Source organism: Thermodesulfobacteriota bacterium (assembly GCA_040757775.1).
Taxonomy (GTDB): domain Bacteria; phylum Desulfobacterota; class UBA8473; order UBA8473; family UBA8473; genus UBA8473.
Genome location: JBFLWQ010000042.1, coordinates 1 through 12,262 on the forward strand (window position 1 = coordinate 1; position 12,262 = coordinate 12,262).

At 42.2% G+C, this 12,262-nt stretch carries 10 protein-coding genes; 6 read left to right on the forward strand and 4 right to left on the reverse strand.

The window, feature by feature from the left end; all coding sequences use genetic code 11:
* From AB1401_15020 to AB1401_15035, 4 genes are all read right to left on the reverse strand, one after another.
* On the reverse strand, nt 1–101 hold a 101-nt coding region (locus AB1401_15020), incomplete at its 3' end, for a transposase (protein MEW6616764.1).
* A 164-nt stretch (nt 102–265) separates the two neighbouring features.
* Complete coding sequence (gene hisC, locus AB1401_15025) at nt 266–1,315, reverse strand: histidinol-phosphate transaminase (protein MEW6616765.1); 1,050 nt, start codon at nt 1,313–1,315, stop codon at nt 266–268.
* Nucleotides 1,316–1,384: 69 nt separating this feature from the next.
* The gene (locus AB1401_15030; GenBank protein ID MEW6616766.1) at nt 1,385–2,572 is read right to left on the reverse strand and encodes a pyridoxal phosphate-dependent aminotransferase; all 1,188 of its coding nucleotides are present in this window, start codon (nt 2,570–2,572) and stop codon (nt 1,385–1,387) included.
* 31 nt (nt 2,573–2,603) lie between these two features.
* Nucleotides 2,604–2,867, reverse strand: a complete 264-nt coding sequence (locus tag AB1401_15035) for a hypothetical protein (GenBank protein ID MEW6616767.1) — start codon at nt 2,865–2,867, stop codon at nt 2,604–2,606.
* A 342-nt stretch (nt 2,868–3,209) separates the two neighbouring features.
* On the opposite strand from AB1401_15035, the gene AB1401_15040 reads away from it, so the two are divergent.
* From AB1401_15040 to AB1401_15065, 6 genes are all read left to right on the forward strand, one after another.
* Nucleotides 3,210–4,472: a PAS domain S-box protein gene (locus AB1401_15040; protein MEW6616768.1), complete on the forward strand. Its 1,263-nt coding sequence runs from the start codon at nt 3,210–3,212 to the stop codon at nt 4,470–4,472.
* Nucleotides 4,473–4,829: 357 nt separating this feature from the next.
* Nucleotides 4,830–6,023, forward strand: a complete 1,194-nt coding sequence (locus AB1401_15045) for an ABC transporter substrate-binding protein (protein MEW6616769.1) — start codon at nt 4,830–4,832, stop codon at nt 6,021–6,023.
* 216 nt (nt 6,024–6,239) lie between these two features.
* Nucleotides 6,240–8,642, forward strand: coding sequence for a pyruvate formate lyase family protein (locus tag AB1401_15050; protein ID MEW6616770.1), 2,403 nt, complete (start codon nt 6,240–6,242; stop codon nt 8,640–8,642).
* Nucleotides 8,643–8,808: 166 nt separating this feature from the next.
* Nucleotides 8,809–9,714 (forward strand): PAS domain S-box protein, encoded by a 906-nt coding sequence (locus AB1401_15055; GenBank protein MEW6616771.1) that lies wholly within the window; start codon nt 8,809–8,811, stop codon nt 9,712–9,714.
* Between the two features lie 214 nt (nt 9,715–9,928).
* Nucleotides 9,929–11,134, forward strand: coding sequence for an ABC transporter substrate-binding protein (locus tag AB1401_15060; GenBank protein ID MEW6616772.1), 1,206 nt, complete (start codon nt 9,929–9,931; stop codon nt 11,132–11,134).
* Between the two features lie 172 nt (nt 11,135–11,306).
* Nucleotides 11,307–12,062 (forward strand): thiamine pyrophosphate-dependent enzyme, encoded by a 756-nt coding sequence (locus AB1401_15065; GenBank protein MEW6616773.1) that lies wholly within the window; start codon nt 11,307–11,309, stop codon nt 12,060–12,062.
* The last annotated feature ends 200 nt before the right edge of the window (nt 12,063–12,262 follow it).

Genomic DNA, 12,262 nt, shown 5'->3' on the forward strand with positions numbered 1-12,262 from the left:
TGATAATCATCGTCGCAGAAAAAAGTCTGCATCCGGCGATTACCCCGCTGGGTGATGTTGTGAGGTATTCCCGGTATGACGACTCTTGCTATCCTTGCCATGCCTGGATTATTGCCGGTATTGTCCCAAATTGTCAAGTATTAAGTATACTGTCCCCGGAATCCCTGTCCCTGGAATCCCTGCTACCTTTGTATTTTACCTCAACTTTGGTGTTCACTAAAAGAATCTTATATCAGCAATCTCCCTCCATTTTGACATATTGAGCCTACTTCTTTTCTAGTATCTCCGAGAGTTCCTCTAGCAACCTTGCTATCTCATCATCGGTGCCAACAGTGATTCTGAGACAGTCCTGAAGTTTAGGGGTGTCGAAATATCTTAACAGAATACCCCTTCTTTTCAGCTTCTCATATATGCCTTTTAAGTTTCTGCCAGAAATCTTTGCCAGGACAAAATTGCTTTGAGATGGATATACCTTAAATCCCAATTCAGCCAGAGATGTACTGAGTTCACCCCTGGTTTTCTTTATCTTTGCCACATTCTTTTCCATCCATGGCATATCGTTCAGGGCAGCAGTGGCAGCAGCTATGCTCAGTCTGTTGAGATTATACGAGTCTTTTATCTTTGCCATTCCTTGTATCAGGTTACGGTTAGCAAATGCGAGACCAATACGCATACCTGCCAGTGAAAAAGACTTTGAAAAGGTGTGCAGCACTACTATATTCGGATATTCATTGATCAACGGTATGGCGCTCTCAGAAGCAAAATCTACATATGCCTCATCTACAACCAATACCCCTTCCAGTTCTTTAGCAATGCCTGCAATCTTTTTTACCGGGGTAAAGGTTCCGGAAGGGGAGTTGGGATTGGCAAGGAAGGTCAGCTTTGCACCTCGTTTAACAAACCCTTCCGGGATTTCAAAGTCCTCAGTAAATGGTACGTTTAATTTTTTACCCTCCTGAATTGCCACCAGAGTATCGTAAAGGGTGTAAGTAGGAGTAGGTATGACTACCATGTCGCCTTTCCCTACAAATGATCTGACCAGGATAGAGAGCAGGTCATCAGCCCCGTTTCCCGCCAGAATATTCTCTTCTTTGGCACCATAGACCTCTGCTGCTTTTCTCCTCAGTGAATCAGCCATAGGTGACGGGTATAAACGGATTGAGATATTGGCTTCTTTTTTTATTGCTTCTGCAACCTTTGGAGAAGGGGGGTATGGGTTCTCGTTTGTATTCAGTTTGATATATTTCCCGTCCTGAGGTTGCTCTCCAGGCTGATACCCCTCCATATTTTCTATGTTTTTCCTGAAATAGCCCAATTATTTTCCCCTTTTAACTTGATAATTCCCTGTAGCTTGTTATAGGGTTTCAAACCTGCCCCTACTTATTTACGCTATGCCATGTTCCTTTGCCAGTTCTCTGAAACCTGGAAGGGAATTCTCTATAGCCTTCTTCTCAACACAGTATGCAATGCGAAAATAACCGGGTGTCCCGAAACCACTTCCCGGAACAATCAGAATATTCTTCTTCTGTGCCTCCCTGACAAATGCCACATCATCCTGTATGGGGGATTTGGGGAACAGATAGAATGCGCCCTGAGGTTTGACCATCTGATAGCCCATCTCAGTCAGGCTGTTATAGAACAGGTCCCTTTTTTCCTGATAATCATTCACGTTTACACATACTTTCTGCAATCCGGCTACAACCCTCTGCATTAAAGCAGGCGCATTCACGAATCCTATAACTCTATTGCAGAAGGTGAAACCATTAATCAGGTCCTGAAGATCATCTGCAATTGGATTGACGGCTATATAACCTATCCTCTCTCCAGGGATTGATAGGTCCTTTGAATGGGAGGTGACCACAATACTATTATCTATAAGCCTGAATACATTTGGAGGCTCTAAACCGTCATAGACCAGCTTCTTATATGGTTCATCGGAGACTACATATATAACAGTACCCAGTTCCTTTTCCTTTTTTCTTAGAAGTCCTGCAAGCTCTTCCAGAGATTTTAAACTGTAAACCACTCCTGTAGGATTATTGGGAGAATTTATAATTATAGCCCTGGTTTTAGAGGTAATAGCCTGGTTTAATTTCTCCAGGTCGATGTCAAATTTTTCATCGGTAGGCACCTCCCTGCATACACCACTGTGGTTGTCTATATAGAACCTGTACTCTACGAAAAATGGAGTGAGTACTATAACCTCATCCCCTGGATCAATAAGGGTTTTTAAGACTACATTGAGTCCGCCACCAGCACCGCATGTCATAACGATGTTATCCCACTTAAAATCCATACCTGAATCTTCTGCTAAAACCCTGGCTATAGCCTCTCTTGTCTCTACAAAACCTGCATTGGGCATATAACGGTGCATTCCCGGGGTTGGATTGTTTACCAGGTTCTTCAACTCGTTCAAGAACTCAGGGGGGGGTTCTCCGAAGGGGTTACCCAGAGAAAAATCGTAGACATTATCTGCTCCCAGTTTTGCCTTTAGCTTATCGCCCTCTTCAAACATCTTTCTTATCCAAGAGCCCTTTTCTAAGCCAGTCTTAATTCTATTTGAGATAGGCATCATTCACTCCTTCCATAAGAATGCCAAACAGTTAATCTTCTTCTACAGCCTTGTAAACTGTGTCACCTTCTCTCACTCTGTCTTTGACCTTGATTCCAATAAGTTGTCCTACTCCTGCCTTTTCCACCGGCACATTGTCGATTTGCATCGAGTTAACCTCTTCTTGAAAATCTGTAGTATGCCCTTTAATGAATATTGTATCACCGACAGTTAGAGTGCCTTCGGTTATCTTTATTGCAGCTACACTCGGTTTTGCAAAAAATTTAATCACCTCACCCACTTTCTTCTCTGGCATAATAATTTTCCTCCTTTCATCTTAAAATACGGGCTAAAATTTATGATAACGTTCTTGGTACGAAAGAGGCACAAAAGGTTTGGAGTAATACTTTTACAAAATTATCATCGTTACTTAACCATACGCTTACCTATACCTCAATTATAGAACAAAATCCAGTCTTTTTTCGCCTTTTCATGCCCAAAGCCCACATAGTCAAAGACCATAAGATTAGTATGTACTCAGAAATATGGCCAAATGGCCCTTGTAGTTTCCTCGTTGAAGAAAAGAAAATTTGACAATTGTATCTATTTTTTGTAAAGGGTTAGGTGATAGATTAATTTCTTCTGGTGGGGTTTTTTAATGACCAAAAAACCAATGCATGAGGAGTCAGAAAAGAAATTAGACAGAGTTGAAACAGAAATAAGAAAACTGAGTTTTCCTGTTGAGCAATCCATAGATGGCATAGCCATAAGTGACTTAGAACTAAAACTGACATATGTGAACGATGCCTTCGCCAGAATGCATGGTTATTCCCCTGAGCAGATGATTGGGATGAACGCAGTGAATCTGTTTGGAGAGGGACAGGCAGATGAGCATAAAGTCGCTACGAATCAAATAAAAACACAGGGCTTATGGAAGGGTGAGATAAAACATGTGAGAAAAGGTGGAACCGCTTTTCTCACATATATGTCTGTGATTTTATTGAAAGACGCTGCGGAAAAGCCCATAGGAATTCTGGGAGTTGCAAGGGATATCACCAAGCAAAAGCAGGCAGAAGATGCAATGAGAGTAAAGGATAATGCCATAGCATCGTCCATTAACGCGATTTCTTTTTTTAGCATTGATGGACATATTACGTACGCAAATGATTCATTCGTAAAAATGTGGGGTTATGATGATGAAAAAGAGGTTTTAGGAAAGCTTAATTCAGAACTGTGGATAACGAAAGACGAGACTCAAGAAACACTAGAAGCTCTGATTTCCAAAGGGAGCTGGATAGGAGAGCTTAAAGGCAAAAGAAAAGACGGTTTACTGTTCGATGTTCTGCTTTCGGCAAGCTTGGTTCGAGATAAGGTGGGTAAAGCGATATATTTGATGGGTTCATTTTTGGACATTAGCGAAAAAAAGAGGGCAGAGCAGATTCTAAGACAAAGAGAAGCAGATTTACAGCTTAAGACCAACGAGTTAGAGTTTAAGACTAAGAGTCTTGAGGAAATGAATACTGCTTTAAAAGTTTTGCTGAGAAGAAGAGAGGAAGACAGGACAGAGATTGAAGAAAAGATATTGGTCAATGTGAAAGAGCTGGTAGCCCCATTTTTGGAGAAGTTAAAGAGTACAAAGTTGCATCCCAGGCAACTGGCATACATAAACATCCTTGAATTAAATCTTAAAGATATTATTTCGCCATTTTCCCGCAAGTTATCATCCACATATTTAAGTCTTACTCCGACAGAGATTCAAATAGCAAATCTTGTAAAACAGGGAAGGACTGCTAAAGAAATAGCAGAATTGCTGAATGTGTCTCCAGGAACAATCGAGACTCACAGAAAAAATATAAGGGTGAAGCTTGGAATAAAAAACAAAAAAGCAAACCTTAGATCCTACCTGTTGTCTCTATCGTAATTGGGTATTTTATCTATACAGTAGCTATCCACTTTTTTACTGTTGACTTTTGACCTCAATGAGTTATCCTTACTCACAAAGACTTACCTCATGGCAATACCGAGCAGGCTTTTAGGGTATCCATCTAACAAATCAGTTATATAATGTTCCTGTTTATTACAGATAATAACGTTTTCTTGCCTTGGAGACTGTGTCACAATGTCATTGCGAAGGAGTGAAACGACTGAAGCAATCTCATATGTTATTGATTATACAAAGATTGCCACACTCCCTTCGGTCGTTCGCAATGACAAAAAGAGCATTACGACACAGTCTCAAGGGGGAAGGATAAGGCTACTGTATAAAGGAGGAGAAAGAATGAAAAAGATTAGTATTATCTTAATAGCACCACTTTTGTTGCTTTGGTACACCTCGGTTTTGGGTGAAACCAGGGGGGTGACGAAGGACACAATCATAATGGGCCATTTAAACGCCGATACAGGTCCCATTGCAAAAGATTCCCAATCTGTTTCGGAGGGAATCCGAAATTATGTTCACTATATAAATGAACAGGGGGGCATCCACGGTCGGAAAATAAAAATTATCTCTGAGGATACTGGTTACTCAATACCCAGGGCAATGGCAGCTTTTAAAAAATTGCTTTATAAAGACAAAGTATTTACCTTTTTTGGACCTACGTCTACGGGTGAAGCTACAGTTTTACAGTCTCAAATTCAAAAGGAAAAGCTTTGCACTGTCGCGATAAGCGGCGCTGAGCAAATGTTTAACCCTTTCAAGCGATATACCTTCCATCTTGCAACATCCTACGAAAATCAGGTTAAGATATTGTTTGATTATATATTTACGGATATGAAAGCTGAAAAACCGAATGTAGCAGTTGTGTATCCTGATGTCGAATTTGGCAAATCAGGGGCAAGAGAGGCGCGGAAACAGGCAAAGATATTTGGCGTTGAGCTTCATGAAGAGATACTGGATCTCAGTGCATTGGACGCCACATCCCAGATTCTCTCTATGAAAAGGTACAAGCCCGATTTCGTTATAGTCCATCATGTTATTGCGCCTGCTTCTCTTTTATTAAGAGCAGCCAAGAAGTTTGGATTTAAGACCAATTTTTTAGGGACATCTTTAGATACACAAAGGGACGTTGTTGTTTTGAGCGGAAACGCAACCAGAGGGTTTGTTGGAGCAACTCTGTTCCGGCCATGGTACGAAGATACACCAGCGGTTAAAAAGATGAGGGATATAACCTTAAAACTGCGACCTGGCACAGAAAAACCTTTGCGTAGTGAGCACTATACCTTTGGGTGGGTCAACGCAATGCTTTTTACAGAAGGTATGAAAAGAGCAGGAGTAGACTTGAATAACGATAGCTTGGTGAATGCCATGGAGACTGTAAAGGATTTCGACGCATGGGGGCTCTCTGGGCCGATTACCTGGGGTCCTGATGACCGGGAGGGATCAGAGAGTTGTATACTTTACAAAGCTGATGTTGATAATGGCATGCTGGTTGCCATTAGTAACTGGAAAAAACCACTTCCTCGTCCCAGGTAGTCTTTGATTTTCCGTTTGAATGCTTTAGATAAAGGTTCGATTTTTTTCTTTTTGCTTTTTCACAAAATTGGTTTAGAATTGAATATAAATCATAGTTATTATGATGTGGTTTGCTTATGCCATATAGGATGCCCTGTTGAATTTTGACATGTTTGAGAATGTGTAATGCCTTCTTGCAGTTGTATAATTTTAACCTTATAGTAGGAGGATAATAGAATGGAAACAAAAGTAGAATTCTTAAAAAGCAAACTTGTTCCAAAGACGGTTCGCAATGTCCGGGCTGGAACTAAAAAAGATGACGCAGCACGAGGAATGTATCGTCCTGAGGTCAAATTAGACTTGCAGAGATCGCGTCTTCTCACCGAGTCATATAAACAGACTGACGGAGAGCCTATGGTTATACGAAGGGCTAAGGCTTTGGCAAATATCCTGACCAAAATGGATCTTTATATTCAGGATTGGGAGAGAATCGTTGGCAATCATGCTGCTACACCTGAAGGGATCTACTATGGTATAGATCAAATGTGGCGGACTGTTTCGAGGATCGTAAGCGGTGAAGAGGGTCAGACCCTGTTGGACGATGCTGGTCGGGCCGAATTGGCAGAACTTTGCGAGTACTGGAAAGGAAAATCCATGAGCGACCGGCAGCAAGCGATGTTTACTGGAGATACCTTGGGAAAATACTGGAAATATGAAGGTACTTTTCTCTGGACTCATTGGTCAGAAGTAGGGATCGTCAATTTTGAAAAGATATTCCAGATGGGGCTCAACGGTATAATCAAACAGGTAGAGGACAGACTCATGGAGATCGATAGGACAGTTCCTCTGGACTACATTGATCAGAAGGAGTTTCTGCAGGCGGCTCTCATCTGCCTGAAAGCAGTCATAGTATTTGCAAATCGCTACGCTGAGAAGGCTCATGAGATGGCTGAGAAGACGACGGATCCAGCCGATAAGAGACGATTAGAGGAAATAGCAAGAACATGTGAGTGGGTTCCGACAAACCCACCCCGGTCTCTTCTTGAAGCATTACAGTCCTTCTTTCTTGTCCATGTAGTGCGGTATATAGAATTCTCCACACATGGAATCGGGATACGCTTCGATAAACTGTTTGGGCCTTATTATGAAAGAGACCTTCAGGCTGGTAGGATTACCAGAGATGAAGCACTGGAACTCCTTCAGCTTCTCTGGGCAAAATTTCAAGAACTGGGTCTTATATACTCACCGATGGTATCGACCGTCTATGGTGGTGTAGCGTCCCTTCAAAGCGTAACTCTAGGTGGGGTAGATGAAAAAGGAAACGATGTCACCAATGAAATGACATACCTGGTTCTAGAAACAGCCGAGACTATGAGGTTATTAGAACCGAGTATCGCCTTGCGCTATCATGGAGGTACCCCGGATGAACTTCTCTCAAAAGCGATTGACACTATTCACACGGGAATAGGTTTCCCCTCTTTCATGAACGACAAATCCTTGATTCCGTTAATGGAGAAGTGGGGGGTTCCCCTTGAAGATGCGCGAGACTATGCTATAACGGGATGTGTTTATCTGGAACTGCCCGGAAAGAATATTGCAAGGAGGTTTCCCGCTTATTTTGCGCTTCCCAAATGCCTGTGGTGGGCACTTCATCAAGGGGTGAATCCCAAAACCGGCGATCAATGGGGTTCCAGAACGCCTGATCCCAGAACCTTCAAATCAGCAGAAGAGCTCATGAATGCCTACCTGGAGCAGGTACGCTTTGCTGTAGGAAAGTTTATGACTTTAGAAAATATTTGTCGTTCTCTTTATACGAAATATCTTCCGAGGCCCTTTTACTCTGCCTTGTTAGATGGATGTATCGAACAGGGGAAAGAGAAGCAACAATGGGCATATCCATCGATGATTCATGACTTTTGTGTCCTGATCGGTCCGACCAATGTTGCCGACGCCATCACTGCAGTTAAAAAGGTTGTTTTCGAGGATAAAAAGATTTCGATGGATGAACTTATCAAAGCCATGGACAGCAACTGGGAGGGATATGAAGATATAAGGCAGGTGGTGATAAATGCCCCGAAATATGGGAACGACGATGACTATGCCGATGAGATTGCCGCTGAAGTTCAGATTAAGACATCAGCTGTACTGGCTGAGTTTACCGATAGGTTCGGGACTCCTCTCAGGGGCGACGGAAGCGGTGTCTCAGCAACCTATGGATTAGCTCATGATACTCCCGCAACGCCGGATGGCAGAAAAGATGGGGAGCCTTTTGCCGATGCAACTTTATCCCCAATTCAGGGGGGGGATCATAACGGCCCTACTGCTGTGCTGAAGTCAGCCAGTAAGATAAGCACCGATAAGACGTACAATCATCTCCTCAACCAGAAATTCTTGCCTTCAGTCCTGGAAGGAGACATGAAAAATGTCTTTATGAATTATTTGAAATCATGGGCAGATTTGGGAATAAGCCATATCCAATTCAATATAGTGGACCGCGAAACCCTCTTAGCTGCCCAGAAAAACCCGGAGAAGTATCAGGATCTCATAGTCAGGGTAGCTGGTTATAGCGCTTATTTTGTGGATTTGAGCAAGGGCTTGCAGGATTCTATTATCAAAAGAACCGAACAGAGTTTCTTCTAATTCTTAATTTCAACATAGTTGAGGTCACGCATCTATAACTTTGATTTGGTTAACCTCCTCATCTGAGGGGTGAGCATGGATTCAAGGTTAGAATTTAGCCCCCACTAGCACAGATTAATTTCTTCTGGTGGGGGTTTTATTCTTAAGAGCAAAAGGAGTTTTTTTAATGACCAAAAAACCAAGAGATGGGAAACCAGAAAAGAAATTAGACAGGGTCGAGTCAGAATTAAGAAAGCTGCAGACAGAAGATGCAATGATGATAAGGGATAATGCCATAGCATCGTCTATTAACGCAATCGTTTTCTCTACTTTTGATGGGTATATTATGTATGTAAATGATTCTTTTTTAAAAATGTGGGGTTATGATGATGAAAAGGAGATTCTGGGAAGACATAATTTAGAGCTATGGGCGACGGAAGAGGAGCCTATGGAGACCCTGGAAGCTCTGATTTCCAAGGGGAACTGGATAGGAGAGCTTAAAGGCAAAAGGAGAGACGGTTCACTGTTCGATGCCCAGGTTTCGTCAAGCTTTGTTCGGGACAATGCGGGTAAGCGAATATGTATGATGGGTTCATTTCTGGACGTTAGTGAAAAGAAGAGGGGAGAACATGTCCTGAGACAAAGAGAGGCAGATTTACAGATTAAGACTAAAAGTCTTGAGGAGATGAATACTGCTTTAAAAGTCTTGCTAAGAAGGAGGGAGGAAGACAGGACGGAGATTGAAGAAAAGATATTGATCAATGTGAAAGAGCTGGTATCACCATTTTTGGAGAAGTTGAAGAGTACAAAGCTACATCCCAGGCAACTGGCATACATAGACATCCTTGAATCAAATCTTAAAAATATCATTTCGCCGTTTTCTCGCAAATTATCATCTACATATTTGAGCCTCACCCCAACAGAGATTCAAATAGCGAATCTTGTGAAACAGGGAAAGACTGCTAAAGAAATAGCAGAATTGATGAATGTTTCCACAGGGACAATCGAAGGTCACAGAAAAAATTTAAGATTAAAGCTTGGGATAAAAAACAAAAAAGCAAACCTTAGATCCTTCCTGTTATCTCTAGCATGATTGGGTGTTTTATGCATCCATTATCCCTCCAATTTTCTACTATTGACTTTTGCCCTCAACGGACTATCCTTACTCACAAAGACTTACCTCATGGCAATACCGAGCAGACTTTTAAGGTATCCGTTTAAGCATTGACTACTCTTTTTTTGTAAATTTTTCTCCTTATAATATTTCCTTAATCACACTAAAGGATACATAATACCAGGAGGACTCTATGAAAAAGAGATACGGTTTTTTAAGAATGGTTACTTTGTGTTTAAGCCTAATTTTTTTACTGAGTTTGTCCGCTTATGCGGAGGAAGCAAGGGGAGTGACGGATGATACGATAAAGGTGGGGGTTATACTCGATCAAACAGGGCCTGCTGCAAGTGTGGCTCAACCGCCAACAAAAGCAATCAGGACCTTATTTAGATTCATCAACGATCAGGGGGGAATACATGGAAGAAAGCTGAAGGCATTGGTTGAAGATGACCATTATGCTATGCCGGTTGTTGTGTCTTCCTTCAAAAAATTGCTCTACAAAGACAAAGTCGTTTCTTTGATTGGACCCACACCTACAGGTGGTGCTGTTGCCCTGTTTAGGAGCATCGAGAAGGAGAAGGTTCCTACCATCCCGGCATCGTCAGCGGAATCGATGATAAAACCCTTCAAGCGGTATATATTTACCATCCAGGACACATACCCTGGTCAGATGAAGGTGATTGTGGATTATATCATGAAAGATTTAAAGGCGAAGAACCCAAGGATTGCGTTAGTTTATCCAGATAATGAGACAGGGAAATCAGATTTGGCACCCACATTGGAGAGGCTCAAATCCTATAATTTAGAGCCTGTAACAAAAGAAGTACTCAACCCTGGTGCCTTTGAGGCAACATCTCAGGTAATGAACATGAAGAAGGCTAATGTTAATTATGTTATTTTCTGCGGTGCAATTTCCCAGCCAGTGGTAGTCCTGCTCAGAGAGATGAGGAAATTTGGTTTAAAGGTTCCCTTATTTGGCAGTTGGGCGGCATGTAATGAAGGTGTAATAAATGCAACAGGTGATGCGACTAGTATATACTATTCAGTCAATGCTATGTCCTCATGGTATGATGAGGGTCCTGGTGTGGCAAAAATGAGGGAAGCTACTCTCAAATATGAACCAGGGGCGGACAAACCATATCACGAAAAGGTCTATACGCTTGGTTGGGTTTGGGCAACGGTTACAATCGAAGGTATGAGGAGGGCAGGCAGGGATCTCAATGGGGAGACTCTGGTAAACAGTTTAGAAGGGATGAAGAACTTTGATACAGGAGGACTCACGGGTTCTATAAGCTATAGTCCAACAAACCATAAGGGGGGAAGTACCTGGAAGATTTTTAAGGCAGATCCTTCCACCGGAAAGTTTATGCCGATGACCGAATGGAGGAGCCCTGAGTAAAGAAGCTTTTTTGGTTGTTGAGGATAGCCTTTGATTGATGATACAGGACGTAAGAACCAGTGTAGAGGGTAAGACAGATGTCCACCTGATAGGTATACTTCGATCGGCATATGCCGACTGATGGGGCTATGATAATGCCAGTTCGGGTCATTGAGGAGATAAAGAGGTTGTTATGAGAAAGAAGGTTTGTGGAAATCCGAGGATTTGGAAAGACCCTCCGGGTGCAGCAATGTATTGCCCCGGGTGTCAGCATCCAGTGATACACCGGATCATCGCTGAGGTACTGGAAGAAATGGGTATTGATGGAAAGGTTATCTGCGTATTCGGTGTCGGTTGTCATGGTTTTGTTCAGGTATCCTGGGACCTTGATGCTTTAAGCTGTGCTCATGGCCGTGCCCTTGATTCGGCTACTGCTCTGAAGCGTCTAAATCCTGAAAGCATAGTATTCACAGCTCAGGGTGATGGAGACTGTATAGGTATTGGAGCGGGTGCGTTTATAGGTGCCATGACACGTGGGGAAAAGATCACAACGATTATGTATAATAATACGAACTATGGAACGACCGGTGGTCAGTTGTCACCCACCAGTCTCATAGGGCAGAAAACGACTACCACCCCCGGTGGACGAGCTCCTTCCTTGGAAGGATACCCGGTACACACTGCCGAGCTTGCAGCTACGTTTAAAGGGACTGTATACAGCGCGCGAGGGTCATTACATAGTCCAGCTAATTATCAGCGCACCAAGAAGTACGTAAGAACTGCTTTTCAGAAACAGATAGATGGGATTGGTTTCAGTTTTGTGGAAGTCTTATCTGCCTGTCCTCCCAACTGGCATTTATCTCCCCAAGAGTGTTTAAAGAGGATAGAGCATGAAATAATAGCGGAGTTCCCTCTTGGTGAATTTAAGAATGAGAATACTATAGTATAAAGGTCTCTAAGTACATGAGGAAAGCTTCTCCTTGTAATAATTTCCTTAGTCACACTCAAGGATACAATAAATTAAGGTGATTATAAAAGATTTGGCACCAAATTTGTGATATATTTTGTTATCAGATTAAAGATAGATTCTTTTCTATTATTATAACGGAATTCGAGTTCTTTTAAATATAATGGAAACTTTTCTTTTGA